Source organism: Bifidobacterium commune (assembly GCF_900094885.1).
In the GTDB taxonomy this organism is placed as follows: Bacteria; Actinomycetota; Actinomycetes; order Actinomycetales; family Bifidobacteriaceae; genus Bifidobacterium; species Bifidobacterium commune.
In genome coordinates, this window is sequence record NZ_FMBL01000001.1 from 262,241 (window position 1) to 281,173 (window position 18,933).

An 18,933-nucleotide genomic window follows, 5' to 3' on the forward strand; every position below is an offset into this window, starting at 1 on the left:
CGTAGAATGTCCGTTCGATTGCGTTTCATGGTGCATCGGATAGTGCGAGGTAGATAGGCAATGTCTCGGAGACCGTCGTTTGGATAGCTTTTCGCCACTATTCGAACAGCGTACCTGTGTCGGGATACGCGGATAACATTGTGAAGGTTTACGTGTAAGTGAAGAGTTAAACATTTCTCTACTCAGGACACTCAAGGAAAACGCAGTAGGAGAGGCTTTTATGGCGGTACGTGGTGATATTCGAAATGTGGCGATCGTGGCTCATGTCGATCACGGCAAGACGACCTTGGTTAACGGGATGCTTCAGCAGTCACATGTATTTAGCGAGCGCGAGGAAGTGCCGGATCGTGTGATGGATTCCAACGATCTCGAGCGTGAGAAGGGCATCACTATCCTCGCCAAGAACACCGCTGTGCAGTATACCGGTCCGTTGGCCGCAAAGTACGGCGAACCCAATGGCATCACCATCAATGTCATTGATACTCCCGGACACGCAGATTTCGGTGGCGAGGTCGAGCGTGGCATTTCGATGGTCGATGGTGTCGTGTTGCTCGTTGACGCTTCCGAAGGTCCGCTGCCGCAGACGCGTTTCGTGCTGCGCAAGGCACTTGAGGCGAAGTTGCCGGTAATCTTGTGCATCAACAAGGTTGACCGTCCCGATGCGCGCATCAGCGAAGTCGTCAGCGAGTCCACCGATCTGCTTCTCGGCTTGGCGCAGGATGTCGTCGAAGAAGGCGTTGATCTCGATCTGGATTCCTTGCTTGATCTGCCGGTTATCTACTGCGCGGCGAAGGCGGGCTACGCTTCCAAGAACCAGCCTGTCGATGGCGAACTGCCTGACAACGACAATCTTGAGCCGCTGTTCGACACCATCATCTCAAACATCCCTGCCCCGCAATATGACGAGGGTGCACCGCTGCAGGCGCACGTCACCAACATCGACGCTTCCGATTACCTCGGTCGTCTTGGCTTGGTGCGCATCTACAACGGTACCCTGCAGAAGGGCAAGCAGTACGGTCTTTCGCGCATTGACGGATCAATCGAAAGCTTCAAGCTCACTGAGATTCTGCGTACGCAGGGTCTTGACCGCATGCCGGTCGACGAGGCTGGCCCGGGAGACATCGTCGCCGTTGCAGGCGTCGACGACATCATGATTGGCGAGACCATTGTTGATTCGCACGATCCCAAACCGTTGCCACTCATCCACGTCGACGATCCCGCGATTTCGATGACCTTCGGTACCAACGATTCGCCTTTGGCAGGTCGCGAAGGCAAGGATCACAAACTTACTGCCCGCATGATCAAGGACAGGCTCGACAAGGAGCTGATCGGTAACGTTTCCATCAAGGTGGTTCCCACCGATCGTCCTGACGCTTGGGAGGTCCAAGGCCGAGGCGAGCTCGCCTTGGCTATTCTGGCCGAGCAGATGCGTCGTGAGGGCTACGAGCTGACGGTCGGACGTCCGCAGGTGGTCACCAAGACCATCGACGGCAAGATTCACGAGCCGATGGAGAACGACACGATCGACGTGCCCGAAGAGTATATGGGCGCTGTCACGCAGCTTATGGCCGAGCGTAAGGGCCGCATGGACTCGATGTCCAACCACGGTTCTGGCTGGGTGCGCCTGCAGTTCACCGTTCCTTCCCGTGGTCTGATCGGTTTCAGGACCGCTTTGCTCACCGCAACTCGCGGCACCGGCATCTCGAGCTCCATTTCCGCCGGATATGCTCCGTGGGCAGGCGAAATCAGCACCCGTCAGAACGGTTCCATGGTTTCTGATCGTGCAGGAACCGCCACGCCTTACGCCATGCAGCGTCTGCAGGCTCGTGGCAACTTCTTCGTCGATCCGCAAAGCTCGGTATACGAAGGTCAGGTCGTCGGCATCAACAACAAACCCGATGAGCTGGACGTCAACATCACGCTGGCAAAGCACATGACCAACATGCGTTCCGCCACTGCTGATGTCCTTGAGACTCTCACTCCGCCGATCAAGATGAGCCTTGAAGAAGCGCTTGATTTCGCCAACGAAGATGAGTGTGTCGAGGTTACGCCGGAAGCCATTCGTGTGCGTAAGGTGATTCTTAACCGCGACGAGTGGTACAAGTGGCACGCTCGCCAGCGTCGTCAGAACGCTTCCAAGAAGAAGTGACGTTCGTGGTGCATCAAGCATCGGCACGTTAATCTTAAAAGCGCCATATCTCCGTTCTTGAAAGACGGATATGGCGCTTTTGCTTGAGTGCGGTAAGTAATGTGTTGTTTCTTCAAGGGAAGCTGCTTTAGCGTGGTTCAAATTTTTCATCGTTCTTGTCTTGCAATTTTGCGAACATTGGTCTTTTTTTCTGACTATTTTGCCTGTCATTCGGAATCAATCTGTATTTTGACCGCCCGGTAAGGCATACTGGCAGTATGAGTTCTCGTCATGCTTTACATGCTAAGGCCCCGTCTGCGGCAGAGAAGAGCGTCTTGGGTAAGTCCCCCACCGATGCTGATGCTCGTCTGCCGTGGTCGTATCGTCAAAGCCCTGCCGTCCGTCTCTTGATTTGCGCGCTTGTTGCGATATTGAGCGGCGTATGCGGCACGTTGGTTCATCGTCTTGGGGCTCGATACAATGTGCCGGTGGGGCTGGTCCTGGCATTGGTGATTCTGGCAATCGCCACTTGGAGTGCCCGTGCCCGCAACGGTACTGTAGGTGTGGGGATTCAGTTGATGCTTTCGACCTTGGTGGCAGGATTCTTCGCTAATCTCAACGGTGACATTCTGGTGCCTGTAGGTTTCCACACATCTAATTTGCCTTTCTTCAGCCAGTACGTTGGTCTGTTCTGGCTGGGTGGATTGATCGTTGTTCCAGTCGCATGCATCTTATTGCCGTCGAATTGGTTCGTCATCCCTGAATACTTAACATCGAATACAAAGAGGAATATGGACATCGTTGAACGTTTTGACAACGCTGATAAATTTGTTGAGCCTGTAGCGCCGGTTGGGTCAACTGTCCCCGTTGCTTCAGAGTCTTCTCAGGTTCCAGTTGCATCGACCGCATTCGCTAATCATGTTGCTCAGATTACACCGGTTGTCTTGGAATCGGTCGCTCCGGCCGCTTCAACGCCTTCTGCCGAACAAGCTGCACCAGTTGAGTCTGTGCCAACTATTGCATCTGCTGGGCACGACGCACTCGTTGCCTCAGTCGTGTCTGCTGAACCGACGGCATCTGTCGCTTCGGTTGCCTCTGCTGTACCTGCTGCTTCTGCTGTTTCGGTTGGGCCTGCTACGTCTGCTGCTTCTGCTGAGTCTGCTGAGTTTCTTGCATCTGCAGAGTATGCTGCGCCTGCCGTTCCAGTTGAGTCTGTCGCTTCTGCCGTTTCTGCAACGCCAGTCTCACCTATCGCTTCTGCTGCTCCCGTCGTCTCTCCTACACCAGTTGCGTCTGGTGATTCTGCGCCGTCTGCTGCTCCCGTCGTCTCTCCTACACCGGTTGCGTCTGGTGATTCTGCGCCGTCTGCTGCTCCCGTCGTCTCTTCTACACCGGTTGCGTCTGGTGATTCTGCGTCGTCTGCTGCTCCCGTCGCTCCGATTGAGGCTATGAAATCAGGGGCGCAGCCTGCTTCTGCTGAGTCGTTCTCTCAAGCCGCGCCTGTAGAATCTGTTGAACATGTTGCACCTGTTGAGTCAGCCGCACCTGTTAAGGCGGACATGAAATCTGATCCTGTCGAATCCGTTAGCCTTGGAGCATCTCAGGGTCTTGCTGAACGCGTTGCAGCCGCAGCCTCTGCTGCATCAGCTGGATTGGTTGGTCCGACGGTGTCTGTTCCTGCGATTACGCCGGTTGCAACTGCTGAGTCCGCCACCCTGACTGAACTCGTGGCTTCTGCTACGCACTCGGCTTCTGATGTACCTGCCAAACCGGCTAAGACCAATGAAAATCAGGATAAGACGGGTTCTACATTTACCGCAAACGCAGATACCTACAATCTGGGTATCCGTGTCCCGAACCTTGCAACAGAGGGACTTGCGGCTTTGAAGAATACCAATGCAGGCGTCGGAGTCAACAATAATTCACCTAAGGTTGATAGCTCTCGGGAACAACCGGCACATAAGATCATTACCGATGAGATAAACGTTGTGGAGGATGCTGCGGTCGATATGCAAGCGTCGTCTGCCGATTCCAGAACGCTGTTGTTCCTAGGACCGCAGGGTTCCTTCACTCATCAAGCTGCTGTCAGCGCGGCAAACGGTTTCACGGAGCAGGGCATCACGGTCCATCTTGAGTCACGTGACAATGTGCAAGCGATCATTCGAGATGTTGAGGCTGGTCGTGGCTGGGGTGTCATTGCTTGGGAGAACAGCATTGAGGGTTTTGTTGTACCGAACCTTGATGCCATGATCGATGCGCACGATGTGGCTGGACTCGGACGATTGAGCATCGATGTTTCCTTTGATGCCTTTGTTCGTGCCGATGAAGGAAGCTCGGCGACTCTTTCTCCGTATGTAACGTTGAACCAGGTCGTGGCTCATCCGCATGGGTTGGCCCAATGTATGGAATTCGTTCAAGAGCATCAGCTCACACCGGTTCCAGCATCATCCAACGCAGCGGCGTGTCGAGATATTCTACCGGGCCAAGTCGCGCTCGGCCCGTCGTTGTGCGGACCGTTGTACGGATTGAAAACACTTGAGCGCAAGGTGCAGGATTTCGACGGTGCCAACACTGATTTCCTCATCGTTGCTGCACGCGAAGATGTGAATCAGGTTCTCAAGTCCAGCCGTCAGATCGGTGTGAGTGATTACGAAACGATTATTGCAGTGGCTCCGTTGAGTACTGGCCCCGGCGTCATGGCCAAATTGCTCGATCGGCTGCGTGATGAGGGACTGAACATGACCAGTCTTATGTCGAGGCCGATTAAGGGCAACGCCGGCACCTACAGCTTTATCATCACACTCGATGCTGCACCATGGCAGCGCGGTTTTAAGCATTTTCTTTCACAGCTCGTGGCGGAAGGCGATTGGGTAAAGACGCTCGCGGTCTATCTTCGTCGTGATCGTCCGAACCCTCCAGTTGGCACCTGGATGCTGCCACAGGGCGGTATATGCTCCAATCGCTCGAAGCAAAATGAATCGAGAGTGGATGTAGAGAAGGAATTGTTGTGGTAAATTCGGTCGGAATTGTGGGACTTGGTCTTATCGGCGGATCGTTGACCAGAAGACTGGCCCACGGTCAGATCGAAATAGTTGCTTGGAATCACAACGATCGTCCATATGCCGCAGCACGTGATGCTGGTATCAAATGTGTAGACTCACTTGAACAGCTGGCTGCTGCCAAGCCGCAGGTCCTTTTTCTGTGCAACCCGCTTAGGGCGATGCCTGAGATTTTGGAACGCTTGGCTCCCGTGCTCGATAGGAACGCCACTGTTCTCAGTGATGTCGGCAGCGTCAAGGGGATGGTGCGTCAGCAGGTTGAAAATGCCGGACTTGGCGATTGCTATGTCGGGGCGCACCCGATGGCGGGCAATGAATCGTCGGGATTTACGGCAAGCGACCCGACGATATACGACGGCGCGCTTTGGGTGCTTACAGTTAATGAGCGCACTGATTATAGACGATTTCTTGACGTGGCCACGCTGATTACCGAGAGTGTCGGAAACCGTATCATCGTGTTGGATGATGCAACCCACGATCGCGCAGCCGCCATGATTTCTCATGCCCCTCACGCGGTATCCACGGCCTTGATTAACCAGCTGACTGAGAGTTCGGAGCGAAACATCGCAGCTGCGCTTGCTGCAGGAGCATGGCGTGACATGACTCGAGTCGGCCTGACTGATCCAGACCGGACACGTGCGATGATTGAGGAAGATGCTCAAAACGTTGAAGTGCTGTTGCGCGATCTTGCGAATCGTTTGACTTTGTTTGCCGACGAGCTGCATCGCAGCGATGATGCCGCGTTGACGCGCTTCTTCGAACAGGGACAGCCGTTCCGTGATTATAAGGCAGGTGAGCGTGCCGCGACCAATATGGCTGACGTCCAGATGAAGTGCACTGAACGACGGGTCTTGGATATTCCTGATTCCGAATGGCGCAGCGTCTTTCTTGATTCCGCTCGACGTGGTGAACATGTCATCCGTTTCATTCAGCCTTGGCGGGTTGAGGTTGAAACGCTCTCAAAAATATGAACAAATAGCACTTGGACGTGTCCGAGTTAGCCAAGCTGATGGGCAAACAGTGTTTATTGCATGCCGGTTTTGTTTTTAGTAAGTGCGTTATTTTTGCGCTCTGGTATGGGCTTGAGTGCCACGATGCTGTCGCAGGGAATGCTCAGGTCCTGAGCCGAACGAGAACCATTTGCGGCAGGATCGCGAGTGATGGATAGTGTTTCTCCATCCCAAGAGCGCACGTGTCCGATGTAGTCACGAAATTGCTGACGACCGGTCCGTGGGTCGTTGCCGTCAAGTGTGCGCACCATCAGCCGCGCACCAACGGGAATGAATTTCGGCAGTGGCACATTTCCTACTTTCGCAGTATTTAGGATATCGATGTTTCCAATCATAGAGTCAAGGGGGTAATCACATATCTCCTCTGTAAGGTTTCCATTCGGTGCACAATGCCAGCGGTTTCCAGAGACTGTCGACGAATGAGGCTGCTACACTGACTACTGTCAATGGATGCCATCGTTACACCTGCATTCACAGGAGTCGTCTGGGTGGTCAACGGTTCTGAACGTGAGGGGGGAGCATGGAATATCGGCGTCAGATCGAGCAATTTCTTGATTTCCTAAAGACCAACCGGGGGCTTTCCGCTAACACCATTAAGGCGTACCGTTCTGATTTGGAACAGTGCTTGGGCTTTCTTGACGAATGCGGTGTGAAGCGACTGGGTGATGTGACCTTGCAGAGCCTGCGTGAATGGATGGCGCACGAATCGCAAGCGCATGCTCGTAGTTCCATGGCCCGTAAGACGGTGGCGGTGCGCAACTTCTTCGCTTGGGCGGACGAACATGATTGCATCGCTTACAATCCAGCAGCAACGCTGATGACGACGAAAATCCCGCAAGTCTTGCCGACCGTGCTCAACGAAGTTCAGGCTAGGCGACTGATGGATGTCGTGGACGAGGATTCAGGACAGAAACGATCGGATAAGACGGACGACAACGGCGATGCATGTCCCGCAGGCCCGCTGGATGAGCGTGCTGCACTCCGAGATGGAGCGGTGCACAACGACACTGGTTACCATACTGCAATGGCATCGGATGAGGGTCGAGCTGATGCCAATGAGAGACCGATGTCGAAGCGGTTGTTGGTCTCATCAAAACAATCGGCTGAAGATAAAGCGTTGGAATTGCGGGACGCGGCGATGGTGGAGCTACTGTATGCCACAGGCGTTCGAGTAGCTGAACTAACCGGTCTGGACGTGGACGATGTTGCGTTTGATACGCATACCATCCGAGTTACCGGTAAAGGGAACAAACAACGTGTGGTACCTTTCGGTGCACCCGCCTCAAGAGCCCTTGAATCCTGGCTGTCAAGCGCTGGCCGCCAGGTATTGCTCAAAGGAGGCGGGGGAGCGACTGGCTCCAAAGCGGCAACGGTTGAAAGCAGGGCGGCCAAAAATTCTCCTCGTTCTGTGGATGCATTGTTCGTCGGCGCCCGGGGAGGGCGCATCAATCAACGAATCGTGCGTGATGTGGTCCACCGCAAGGCTGATGAGGCGGGCATTCCGGACATCGCTCCTCATGCCTTGAGGCACAGTGCGGCTACTCATTTGCTTGACGGTGGTGCAGATTTGCGTGAAGTGCAGGAGATGCTTGGACATTCCTCGCTTAAAACGACGCAACGTTATACGCATGTTTCCATCGAGCAGTTGAAGTCGCGGTATCGTCAAGCATTCCCCAGGGCGTAAGGGGATAATTGGCAATGTCTATGAGTGAATGTCGGCTTTTCGTTTGAATAGATCGGTGTTGCCGCCTTGTTATGCGTGCGTCAGGATAAACTGGTCAATATGAGCATCATGGTGACCACTTCTAATCTCAATGGTATTCGCGCAGCCAAGCGTAAGGGCGTGCTTGACTGGGCCGAGGCCAATGCTCCAGACATCTGGTGCATGCAGGAGGTGCGTGCTCCGCAGGAGGAGATCGACCCGATTTTCGGAGCGATGGCGGAGTGCTATCAAAAGGCCGGTAAAGTGTCGCAAGCAGAGGCTCTGGGACGTATGGATGAGGTGTGCCGTATCAAAGGGCGTGCAGGCGTCGGTCTGCTTTCTGACTTGAAGATCGAGGAAGAGCGTTACGGATTGATGGATCTCGATGAGGATGTGGATTCCGGCAGATGGATTGAGGCTGATGTCACAGCACCGAGCGGTATGCAGCTTACCATTGCCAGTGTCTATGTTCATGCGGGCAACACCGATGATCCCAACAAAATGGCTCAGAAATTCCGCTTCCTCGAGAGTATGCTTGAGCGCATGGCGCAATTGCGCGACGAAGCTGAGAATGCAGGGCGTCAGGCATTGCTCTGCGGCGACATGAACATTGCACATACCCCACTTGACATCAAGAACGCCAAAAGCAATGAGAATCACGCTGGTTTCCTGCCGCAGGAGCGCGTCTACGTTGACAAATGGCTCGATTCACAACAGTACGGGTTTGTTGACGTGATGCGTCGACTTGCAGGTGATGTGCAGGGTCCGTACACCTGGTGGAGTCAGCGTGGACGAGCCTTTGACAACAACGTCGGTTGGAGGATTGACTATCAGCTGGCCACTGCGGGTTTGGCGCGAAAGGCTGTTTCCTTCGATATCGACCGCGCCCCTTCGTACGACACGCGCTGGTCCGATCATGCTCCATTGAGTGTCATCTACGACATCTAAAAAGTTGTGTGCGCTTGCCGATAGAGAAGGAGCACACCACTGTACAACTTGGTTTGGTCAATAATCCGCGTAATTAATCGTGGTTGAAGTATTGTACTATTTCGATCCGGAACTCTTCGTGGTCTTGTACCATGGCGGATTGAAAACCTGGTTTTTCCGCAGATCTTGGCGGATTTATGAGTGTTCCACCGCCGATTCCGCGTTTAGCAGAGTTCGCTCGATGTCATTGACCGCGAATGCCAGATGATGGCGAAACTCCTGGTCTGGATGGTCGGGCAAGGTTCTGCCATCCTGATACTCGATGAACTCGAGTATGGCAGGTGTGCCGTTTTCCACATATTGTAGGATGTGATTGCCCATATCTACTCGGTTGCCCAGCGGAAGACCCAAAACGGAACTATAGAAAGTCGTTTCCAACGTCAGTGAGTGCACCACCAAAAACGTATGGGCAAGCTGTGTCTCCGGTTTGTTCGTTGATTGAGTCATGAGTCTCACCTTTTTATGTGTCGTCTATTGGGATAGGGCTCGGTGTTGCCGCTTAGGCGACTGTGGTTGTCTAAGCGGCAACACCAAGATGGTAAGTGTAGGAAGTCTCCTGCGCTAACCTGCTATCAGTCGTAGAGCAGCTTTGCAATGTCGGGATTGTCTGAGTTGTCGTACCAGTGTGACCCGGTATCGGAATCGGGAACCTTACCTTCCTTGGCGGCTTTGACGGCCAATGCGTTGGCCTGATAGCCCATCCGATTGGGATCCTGTTTGCCGAACCGAGGAATTCGCCGCCCTTGAGAGCCTTGCGCTGAGAGCTGCCGGAATCGAATCCGATGACAAAGATATCCCTGTACTTATCGGTTTGCTTGTTGAGCGCGGTGCCATCGTTGGTTGCGCTAACGCCATCCTGATTGGACGAGAAGATGCTCATCAATCCCTGGGTGCCCAGAATGGAGGTTGCCGCTGATTGGATATCGGCTTGGCTGGTGGTCGGATGTACGGTAACGACGACCTTCGCCTTAGCCGGCTTGGAGAAATTTTTCGTCCACTTTTCCTGATCGGAAACTGAAACCGCTCCGTCCAGATCGGGAAGCTTATTGATTTCCTCGACAACCGATTTGACGAAGCTGTTGACTCGGTTGACGATTGAACCGGAAGTCGAATCCTGTCCAAGAACGGCGATTGCAGTCGGCTTGGCAGCAGTTCCGGCTTGAAGCTTTGCCCGCACACGTTCTTGTCGTTATTGGAACCCATGGCGTAGGTGTAGCGGCCGAGTCTTGTGCGATTGAGCCGGAACCACGCGACGATGAAGAAGACCATGAGCCAGATATTGAGTCCATCGGAAAGTTGCACCACTTTTAGATAAGGTCTTTGAAGGCACCGTGCGGCGTGCCAAGGCTGTGGGGCACGTCTGCGTCTGTATTTTGGCGATGACGGAGCACAGACTAAGTGAGATGCACTGCATGACCAGCGTTGCGATGAACGGTGGAAGTCCCAGTACGCCAATCAGAATGCCATTTGCCAGACCGAACGCCAATCCGGCCAGTACGACGCTCAGCAAGGATATCGCAACGGGGAGGTGTCATACGTTGTAGGCTACGCCGCCGACGAGGGCCGCACCCACCATTACCGTGCCGGACGAAAGGTCGACACCTCCGGTGATGATCACGCTGGTTGTTCCGATGGCCAGGGATCCGATGTAATAGGAACAGCTTAGAATGCTTGGCGAAGTGTCTGTGGTCAGGAAGTCGTTCACGAAAATCGAGAAGAATACGTACAGTATGACCGATGTGGCCAGCGCGATGACTTGCAGCATCGCAGAGCCTGACAGATTCAGGCCGAACGGCCGTTTGCCAAGTGCTGCTTTTTCAGTCGTTGTAACTCCTTGAGTTTTCTCTCTTGATTGCTATATCCATGATTGATTGTTCGGTGGCTTCGCTGATATCAAGCGAACCCGTGGTGCGTCCCTCGCACATAACCACGACCCAGTCTAAAGATGAAGGATCTCGGTAAGGTCAGACGATACGAGAATGATGGATTTTCCTTGTTCGACAAGGTCTTGCATCGATTGATAGATTTCCTCTCTGGATCCGATACCGATTCCCCTGGTAGGTTCGTCGAAGATGATGATTTCCGCATCCTTGAGAAGCCTTTGGCAAGGACGACCTTGCTGGTTGCCGCCTGAGAGGTTCTTGGCCTTTTGGTCGATTTCTAGGGTCTTTATCCTGAGAAGGTTCACGAAATGTTCGGTGGATGTCCGGCATTTCTTTTGATTGATGACAATCCCATTCGATAGTTTGTCGTAGGAAGGCAGAACCGTGTTGTCCGTTATCGACAAGTTGGTGACCAATCCATAACGCTTTCGGTTCTCTGATAGGTATGCGATGCCCTTCGCGATTGCATCCTGAGGATTCTTGAATTTGACCTTCTTGCCGTGCAGCATGATGTCGCCGTCCGCTTTCGGGTCGGTTCCGAAGAGGATACGTATCATTTCGGTCCTGCCGGCTCCGATAAGACCCTCGAATCCGAAAATCTCACCCTTGTGCAGTTCGAATGAAGTACCCTGTACATCAGGGGAGTGCAGGTTCTGGGCGCTTAGGATGACCTTGACACCTGCAGGGACCTCGTTGACGGTTTTCTTAGTGTTGCTCATGTCACGGCCGATCATCATCCTGATGATTTGATCGATCCGGGGATGAGCGTCATCTCTCAGGACTGCGACCGATTGGGCAGACGTGCTGCGGAATTAATGCTTGAAGAGGTGAATACAGCGGATTCGGACTCGAAAACCATTGTTATCCCGATCACATTCATCGCGCGAGGCAGCGGCGGAATCCTTCCGAAACGAGTTGTTGAGGGTGCTGAAGAATTGGTTTCTCAGCTGGTTTTCTGCATGAAGTTACGTGATTTCTTGTCAGGTATATGGGCGCATTGATGATTTCGCTCTATTTACCGAATTCGGCGAAGGTACAGCTGAGTTGCATTCGGAGAGGTGTACCGCGACTAATTCAGGTGATAGAATTGGCAGGATATTGTCTTGCCTGTTTTGAAACGAGGGACCATGGGACTGTTCGGATTTGGCAAAAGGAAGAACCGTGATGATGATGCTGAGGCTATGCCTGAGGAAGCTGAGGTGACGAGCGAGGACGTGGCTTCACAGGCTGAGAATGATACAGCTGCTGATCGCTCCGATGATTCGCTGAAAGAAAGCGACGCGGGCAGTGAAAACAATGGTGTAGACTCGGTCGATTCTGAAAACGAATCCGATGCTGACGATCATCGGATTCCCGATGAACCCAGTGAAACCTATCCCGGACGCGGTGATCTTTATGGACCTTGGGACATCGATGAGAGCGCCGCACCGAATTATGACGAGTACTTGGATCTAGGTGCCTATTATCTGCCCTTCATGCAAGGTATCGAGCTGCGGGTGAAGGCTAACCGCGCCAGCGGAGAGGTGCTTGGCTGCACCATTTCTTACAAGGCTTCCAGCTTGGAAGTCGAGGCGCTCGCGGCACCCAAAACCTTGGGCCTTTGGGATGGAGTAAGCGAGGATTTGCTTGAGGCTAATCCCAAGGCTAGTACGCAACTTGGGGTTTTCGGTATGGAAGTCAAGTTGCCGGTCACGATCAAAGGCGGCAAAACATTGACTACCCGTATTGTGGGTGTTGATGGGCCACGTTGGATGTTGCGCGGTATTTTCTCCGGTCGTGCCGCGACCAATCCGGATAGTCCGGAGACGAAAGCATTGAATCAGTTCTTCTCCGAAATTGTGGTCGATAGAGGTGAGGAGCCCTTGGCTCCGCGTGACTTGATTCCTATGCATCCCCCCGTCTCGCCGGAAGAACGTCGTAACGCCGAAGACGACATCGATGAAGCTGACGGCAACGATGGTAAGGAACATAAGGTTCCCAAGCGCGTCAAGGGACCATTTATAGCCGATCAGGAGACCGAGGTGCAGACCACCATGTCGCGTGGTCCTATGTTCTCTGAAATGCGCTGAAGTGTTGAACCTTCGATTCGTCGGTTATCCTTCGAATCACCGACGAATCACGTTTTAGCGCCGACCATCGGTTGTCCGGCAAGCGTTTCCCGGTGAAACTGAGAGGGCAGACTGGTGTGAGCAACCTGAGTTTGTTTGTTGGTGTCCACAGTACGACTGTTACATGCAAAACGGCTGTTTTACCCAAGAATATGGATGTTGGTCCGACAAGCACGGCGGCCGACATATACAAATCGAACGGAATAGGTGATTATGACCGACGCAAAGAAACCCCAAGGGCTTGCAGCGCTTGCCGGGGTGACGAACGGCGAGGATTTTTCTGTTGTCGACGCGATCGGTGGGATACGTGGCGTCATCGAATCAATGTTGCCCGGCTTTCTTTTTGTGTTCATGTTCGTGTTGACCTCCAATCTGAAGCTGACAGTTATCGCGTCTGCGGTTCTGGCGGTGTTGTCGGTTTTAATTCGTTTTTTTCAGCGCCAAACCGTGCTGGGGGCGTTGGCGGGACTGTTCTCGATAGCTATCTGCCTGGTCTGGGCGTGGAACACTAATGAGGCGCGAAATTACTACGTTTATGGGTTCATTACGAATAGCATCTGTGTCGTTGTGCTGGTGCTCTCATTCCTGGTTCGTGTCCCCGGAATCGGATTTTTTATTGAATTCATACGCTCGATGCCTACCGAGCATTACCGTGCGTGGCTTGCCGATTGGCGGGGGGATAAAAGGCTCCTGCAAGCCTATAACATCGTGACAGCCATGTGGATTGTCATTCCTGTACTACGGCTTGCGGTGCAGGTTCCACTGTATCTGGCGGATTCCATCGCTTGGCTAGGTACCGCGCGTCTGTTGATGGGGTTGCCGTTCACGGCGCTGTCCATTTGGATTTCGTATTTGATTATTGCCGATCCGATGCGGAATCACCCTAAGTACAAGTCGGATGACAATATCGAGGAGGATGCCGACGGCAGCACAAATACAGATGTTGCCCAACGGATTGATGATGGTGAGGACGATGACTTGCACGGTATGGAAGGTCAAGATCATATGAGGCATACGGACAAGGGGCAACGCTAGACTAAAGCAACGTATTGAAAACGTGCCGATCTTGATTCATACGAATGCTGCCGGCAGTATGTCATACAACATGAATGGTGCGGAACGAGGACTGTTTTCCATCGCACCGGATAGACGTTAGAAGTAGAGGTATCAACACATGCAAGCCACAGTACGTATTGAACGTTACGCCGACCAAGGGCGTTGTGTCGCCCACATCGACGGACGTGTGGTGTTTGTGCGTTTCGCGTTGCCTGGCGAGCTGGTCACGATCGAGCTCGATGAGCCGTATGATCGTGATGATCGTTTTTGGACCGCGGAGGTGGTCGATGTGCTCGAACCTTCCGAGGACCGTGTCGAACCGCTTTGGCCTTTGGCCGGACCGCTTGCACAGGGCGGGGGAGTCGGCGGTGCCGATTTGATTCATGTCTCGTTGCCGGGGCAGCTCAAATGGAAGTCCGCGTTGATTACCGACCAGATGCGTCGTATGGGACATCTTGACATTGACGACGTATCCGTCGCGCGTATGGACGACGACGTTGATGAAAAAGGGTTGCACTGGCGCACACGTATCGAATTAATTGCTGACGAAGAAGGGCACGCCTCGATGCGGCGCCGTGCGTCGCACACTCGTGTGCGCATCGACACGATGCCGTTGGCTACGCGTGCGTTGCTGGCCGTGGCCCGTAATCAGAGACTGTGGAATGAACAATTCGAGCCCGGTGCCAAAATCCGCATAGCGGTGCCTGAACCGCGTGATATTCACACTTCCCGAGTGTCAAACAAAATCTTACTTGACACGATAGGCGACAACTTTGCCATTACGGTCGACGGTCGTTTGTATGCGGGATCGAAGCGACTCAAAGAAGTTGTGGATGTGGATGCCAAACGTTACAAATACGGTGTGGAGGCTGGCGGATTCTGGCAGGTTCACCGCATGGCTGCCCCGACGTTGGTCAAATATGTACTGGGTTTGGTCAGTCGTGAGCTTTCCGGTGTGCGATCTGCCGCTATATGGGACCTTTTCTCGGGTTCCGGCTTGTTTACCGTGCCGCTGGCCAAGACCTTCACGCATGCCAAGTTGCTCTCCGTGGAAGGCGGCCGCATCGCGGTACGCAATGCCGAACGCAATCTGCATATCGCCAAAAGCGACAACGTCACTGCGTTGCAGGGCGACACTTCGCGACGTTTGCGCAATGTGCCCGAAGAGCTTGCTAAGCCCAACGTCGTTGTGCTTGATCCGCCTCGAGCCGGAGCCAAGGCTCAGGTCTGCCGTCAGATTGCTGAAGCCGGAACCCATGCCATCGTCTATATTGCCTGCGACCCGACGAGCCTTGCACGTGATGCTGCAACGCTAACTTCGCTCGGTTATCGGCTCAAAACAATCCAGGCATTTGATATCTACCCGATGACGCACCATGTGGAAACCGTGGCGCTGTTTGTGCGTGAATATAAGTGAGGTTGTCGGGCGCGATGCGCAAGTTCGGAAGGGCTGTTTTCGGCGTCTGTATGGCGTGGGTGATTTCTCTGCCGCTTGCTTCCTGTACACCTAAGAATGCGGCGGTAGGAGACACCAAAGCTGTGTCAGGGCACGTGCCGCATGACAGCATCGATAAATCCGACATGCTTATCGGTGTAGTTTCCGCCGGTGATGGGCAACGTGACCGAATGGTTCTTGAAGCGTTCAAAAAAGTTGGGATCAAGGCCATCTATGCTTCCACAGCTGATGGGGGGGCGGTTTTGCATCCCGCTCAATCCTTCGTCGATATGAAGCAAAGGCCTGTGACTGCCTTTGTGATTGCCAGTATCGATGCGCTTGGCAGCCAGTCTGGGGAATGGAACAAAGCCCTTCGAGAGGCAAGGGATGGGGGTATCCCGGTAATTCTGGTCGATGCCGTTCAGATGCCTGAAGATACGTTGCTGTATGCGGAATCTCTACGGATTGTCACTTCGGACGATTCGGAACAAACTCCGGGGCGAAAGCAGCCCACGATGTCCTTGGAACAAGCCGTGCACGCTGCGGTTAACGACAATCCGCATCCCAAGACGATGAGCGTGACGTTACCTTAATCCGCGATAAGTGCTCAAGGCGAACGTCGTAAAACGATAATGCGGTATCGCTTATACTTGAAGCAATACTAAGCCGTTGTCCATTTTCTGACAGTCGGTGAGGTGGACACGAATCGCAGCAGTGATCGTACATCATTCGTCTGTGACGGATCGACTGCGGATAAGAGGCAAGAAAATGAGTGAGTCGGCAGCATTAGAAGACAATGATGGTGGTTTCGTGGGTGGACTGAGAGCAGGTGATGGCAATGGCTCCGGCAACGTGGAACAAAACGCATCTGCATTTGTTCTTCCTCGTGTCGCGGAGATGGGCTTAAGCGGCAGCGAAGTTGAAGCAGAGGTTCAAAAGGGCAATGTCAACATTGTCGATGCGCAGACGTCGCGTTCGTTCGGACAGATTGTTCGAGAGAACGTTTTTACGCTTTTCAATGCCATCATCTTTGTGGCCATGGTGCTGGTGCTGTTGACCGGACAATGGAAAGACGCGGTTTTCGGGCTGGTTATCATCATCAATTCGGGTATCGGTATCTTTACTGAAATGCGCGCGAAACACACGCTTGACAAGCTTTCCATTCTGGTCGCTTCGAAATCGATAGTTCGGCGCGACGGTCATGATATGGAAATCAGGCATGAAGACATCGTGCTGGGGGATTTGCTTTGGATACGTAGCGGCGAACAAGTGCCCGCGGACGCTACAATCGTTCATGCATGGGGTCTGGAGCTGGACGAGTCCATGCTTACCGGTGAATCGCGAACCGTCAAGAAAGGCGAGGGCGCCGAAGTCTATTCGGGTTCCAACGCGACTTCAGGCATGGCGCTGGTCCGTGTCGACGCGGTGGGTGAGCATGGTTACGCTGCGCAGCTGACGGCAAAGGCCAAAGTCTACAAAAAGACGGTTTCAGATCTGAGTAAGGGTATCAACGCCATCCTTAAAGTAATGACTGTTGTGGTTATTCCGCTTTGCATCCTGCTTGTGGCTTCGCAGATTCGTACTGTGGGTGGCTGGTCTATTGCGCTCTCTTCCGGAGCGTGGCGTGCGGCCATCGTTTCAGCTGTTGCCGGTGTGGTCGGAATGATCCCCGAAGGTCTTGTTCTGTTGACCTCGCTTAACTTTGCCATCGCTGCAATGCGTCTGGCCCATCAGCATACGTTGGTTCAGGAACTGGAAAGCGTTGAAACTCTTGCACGAGTGGATGCGTTGAACCTCGACAAGACCGGAACCATCACCGACGGTGGCATCGTGTTCGATCGACTTGTGATGCTAGGCAATACGCCCCACTCCGCATCGACGGCAGACGCCGACATTGTCGTGGATGCGCCTTCCGGTGAAAATGCAACGCACGCCAGTGTCACCGTTGACACCAGCGACGACGAGAAGTCTGCAGCGATACAGGCTTTGTATGATTTGTGCAATGAGGAAGGCCCCAACGGCACCGGCAGTGCGATACTCAAGGCGTTGAACGACAAAGGTGTTCAAGCGCAAAGCGTTGATGCACGTATACCGTTCTCGTCCGCACGCAAATGGAGTGCCATCGTTCGCGGGACGGATGTCTGGTACATGGGCGCGCCTGAGATGCTTCTGAGTGAAATCGATGGGGAAACAATGGCGGACAAGAGCTTGGTGGCGCAATACGCCAATCAAGGCATGCGTGTGCTGCTGATTGTTCGTGCGACCGGTGTTTGTACCACGTCCGAGGAGTCCAAGATTTTTGCCGATGATCCGCACGTGATTCCCGCCGCTATGCCGGTTGCGTTGGTACTGTGCAGTGAACATATCCGTGATGATGCCGAGCAAACACTTGCATGGTTCCGTGAGCAGGGTGTTCGATGCCGTGTCATTTCTGGTGATAGTACGGCCACTGTCGGAGCCATAGCGAAAACAGTGAAGCTCACGGGAGATCGTGAGCCGGTAGCAATGGATGCGCGTGATCTACCTACCGACGTCAAGGAACTTTCCAAGACCATCGAGAACATTGATGTGCTTGGCCGTGTGTTGCCGGAACAAAAGAAAGAGATTGTCGACGCACTGCATAAAAGCGGCCATGTTGTGGCCATGACCGGTGATGGCGTCAATGACGCGCTGGCGTTGAAAGAGGCTGATTTGGGTATTGCCATGGGCAATGCCGCTCCCGCCACGAAGGCTGTGGCCCAAGTGGTGCTTGTCGATTCAAAGTTCTCGCATCTGCCCAATGTCGTTGCCCGTGGACGTCAGGTGATGGCCAATATGGAGCGTGTTTCGTCCCTGTTCCTGGTGAAAACCGTGTATTCCGTGTTGATTTCGATCGGTGTGGTCTCCACCTTCATTCCCTTCCCGTATCTGCCGCGCCATATTACGTACATCGGTGCCCTGACCATTGGTATGCCGGCATTTATTCTCGCGTTGGCTCCGAATAATCGGCGATACCTACCTGGTTTCCTGGGGCGTGTGGTGCGATTCGCTCTTCCGGGAGGCATTGCCATCGGGCTCTCGGTGCTGCTCACGGCGTGGACGTTACCCGGATTCATGAATTGGAACTTATCCGATCCGGCGGATTTGCTTAAGCTTCGCGATATTTGTGCGATTATCGTTTTCGTGCTCGGCGTGCTTGTGCTTGCTCGAGTCGCCAGCCCTCTTAAGTCGTGGCGCGGTGTTCTTGTGGTCGTCTTTGCGGTTGCCGGTATTGCCGGGATGTTCATTCCGTTTGTCTCCGCGTTTTTCGAGCTTGAGTTCGAAACGGGTTGGACCCTTGTGGCTACATGCGTTGTGCTGGCGCTCTCTATCATTATCTACGCGGGTATTCAGTCAATTGCGGTCTTGTTCGGACGGATGTACTCATCAATCACTCACCGCAAGAACAACAACTAAGGTCGGTTTTGCGCCTGCATTGTCGCTCAGCAAGGGTTCAATGGGGATGCTGATGCGTGGAAGCATCTCCACTGGTCGGTGGTTTCAACCCAGTGGGAGGATGTCTCTTTTCTGCCTGCGTCTGATGGTG

Annotated in this window: 16 protein-coding genes; 11 read left to right on the plus strand and 5 right to left on the minus strand. The window is 53.6% G+C overall.

Annotation, left to right across the window (positions count from 1 at the left end):
* Nucleotides 1-220: 220 nt before the first annotated feature.
* The 3 genes from typA (at nt 221) to GA0061077_RS01035 (ending at nt 6,158) form a co-directional block, all read left to right on the plus strand.
* Nucleotides 221-2,149: a translational GTPase TypA gene (gene typA / locus GA0061077_RS01020; protein ID WP_091847091.1), complete on the plus strand. Its 1,929-nt coding sequence runs from the start codon at nt 221-223 to the stop codon at nt 2,147-2,149.
* A gap of 1,988 nt (nt 2,150-4,137) precedes the next feature.
* Nucleotides 4,138-5,142, plus strand: a complete 1,005-nt coding sequence (locus GA0061077_RS07205) for a prephenate dehydratase (protein ID WP_091847562.1) — start codon at nt 4,138-4,140, stop codon at nt 5,140-5,142.
* The gene (locus tag GA0061077_RS01035; RefSeq protein WP_091847092.1) at nt 5,136-6,158 is read left to right on the plus strand and encodes a prephenate dehydrogenase; all 1,023 of its coding nucleotides are present in this window, start codon (nt 5,136-5,138) and stop codon (nt 6,156-6,158) included. Before GA0061077_RS07205 ends, GA0061077_RS01035 begins: the two co-directional genes overlap by 7 nt.
* A 53-nt stretch (nt 6,159-6,211) precedes the next feature.
* Here GA0061077_RS01035 and GA0061077_RS01040 read toward each other — a convergent pair whose 3' ends face one another.
* The gene (locus tag GA0061077_RS01040; protein WP_091847094.1) at nt 6,212-6,487 is read right to left on the minus strand and encodes a DUF6725 family protein; all 276 of its coding nucleotides are present in this window, start codon (nt 6,485-6,487) and stop codon (nt 6,212-6,214) included.
* A 230-nt stretch (nt 6,488-6,717) separates the two neighbouring features.
* Between GA0061077_RS01040 and GA0061077_RS01045 the strand changes: the two genes are divergently transcribed.
* Together GA0061077_RS01045 and GA0061077_RS01050 are read left to right on the plus strand one after the other, a co-directional pair.
* The gene (locus GA0061077_RS01045) at nt 6,718-7,881 is read left to right on the plus strand and encodes a tyrosine recombinase XerC (RefSeq protein ID WP_091847096.1); all 1,164 of its coding nucleotides are present in this window, start codon (nt 6,718-6,720) and stop codon (nt 7,879-7,881) included.
* A 99-nt stretch (nt 7,882-7,980) separates the two neighbouring features.
* Nucleotides 7,981-8,847: an exodeoxyribonuclease III gene (locus tag GA0061077_RS01050; protein WP_091847563.1), complete on the plus strand. Its 867-nt coding sequence runs from the start codon at nt 7,981-7,983 to the stop codon at nt 8,845-8,847.
* Between the two features lie 174 nt (nt 8,848-9,021).
* Here GA0061077_RS01050 and GA0061077_RS01055 read toward each other — a convergent pair whose 3' ends face one another.
* The 4 genes from GA0061077_RS01055 to GA0061077_RS01070 all read right to left on the minus strand — a co-directional run bounded on the left by GA0061077_RS01055 (nt 9,022) and on the right by GA0061077_RS01070 (nt 11,488).
* On the minus strand, nt 9,022-9,333 hold the full coding sequence (locus GA0061077_RS01055; RefSeq protein ID WP_091847098.1) for a VOC family protein: 312 nt from the start codon (nt 9,331-9,333) through the stop codon (nt 9,022-9,024).
* A 70-nt stretch (nt 9,334-9,403) separates the two neighbouring features.
* Nucleotides 9,404-10,063 (minus strand): type 1 periplasmic-binding domain-containing protein, encoded by a 660-nt coding sequence (locus GA0061077_RS01060; protein ID WP_091847100.1) that lies wholly within the window; start codon nt 10,061-10,063, stop codon nt 9,404-9,406.
* Between the two features lie 354 nt (nt 10,064-10,417).
* Nucleotides 10,418-10,651 carry a hypothetical protein gene (locus tag GA0061077_RS01065; RefSeq protein WP_091847101.1) on the minus strand — a complete coding sequence of 78 codons (234 nt, stop codon included), beginning with the start codon at nt 10,649-10,651 and terminating at the stop codon, nt 10,418-10,420.
* Nucleotides 10,652-10,825: 174 nt separating this feature from the next.
* Entirely contained in the window at nt 10,826-11,488 is a 663-nt protein-coding gene (locus GA0061077_RS01070; RefSeq protein WP_159426892.1) for an ATP-binding cassette domain-containing protein, read from the minus strand.
* A 42-nt stretch (nt 11,489-11,530) separates the two neighbouring features.
* Between GA0061077_RS01070 and GA0061077_RS06820 the strand changes: the two genes are divergently transcribed.
* The 6 genes from GA0061077_RS06820 to GA0061077_RS01100 all read left to right on the plus strand — a co-directional run bounded on the left by GA0061077_RS06820 (nt 11,531) and on the right by GA0061077_RS01100 (nt 18,803).
* Nucleotides 11,531-11,770, plus strand: a complete 240-nt coding sequence (locus GA0061077_RS06820; protein WP_091847105.1) for a hypothetical protein — start codon at nt 11,531-11,533, stop codon at nt 11,768-11,770.
* Nucleotides 11,771-11,896: 126 nt separating this feature from the next.
* A complete protein-coding gene (locus GA0061077_RS01080; RefSeq protein WP_091847106.1) occupies nt 11,897-12,838 on the plus strand; it encodes a DUF3710 domain-containing protein in 942 nt (313 codons plus the stop codon).
* Nucleotides 12,839-13,090: 252 nt separating this feature from the next.
* The gene (locus GA0061077_RS01085) at nt 13,091-13,912 is read left to right on the plus strand and encodes a DUF3159 domain-containing protein (protein ID WP_091847107.1); all 822 of its coding nucleotides are present in this window, start codon (nt 13,091-13,093) and stop codon (nt 13,910-13,912) included.
* A gap of 139 nt (nt 13,913-14,051) precedes the next feature.
* A complete protein-coding gene (locus GA0061077_RS01090; RefSeq protein WP_091847108.1) occupies nt 14,052-15,350 on the plus strand; it encodes a class I SAM-dependent RNA methyltransferase in 1,299 nt (432 codons plus the stop codon).
* 50 nt (nt 15,351-15,400) lie between these two features.
* Nucleotides 15,401-15,961 (plus strand): type 1 periplasmic-binding domain-containing protein, encoded by a 561-nt coding sequence (locus GA0061077_RS01095; protein ID WP_091847110.1) that lies wholly within the window; start codon nt 15,401-15,403, stop codon nt 15,959-15,961.
* A 304-nt stretch (nt 15,962-16,265) separates the two neighbouring features.
* Nucleotides 16,266-18,803, plus strand: a complete 2,538-nt coding sequence (locus GA0061077_RS01100) for an HAD-IC family P-type ATPase (RefSeq protein ID WP_091847564.1) — start codon at nt 16,266-16,268, stop codon at nt 18,801-18,803.
* The last annotated feature ends 130 nt before the right edge of the window (nt 18,804-18,933 follow it).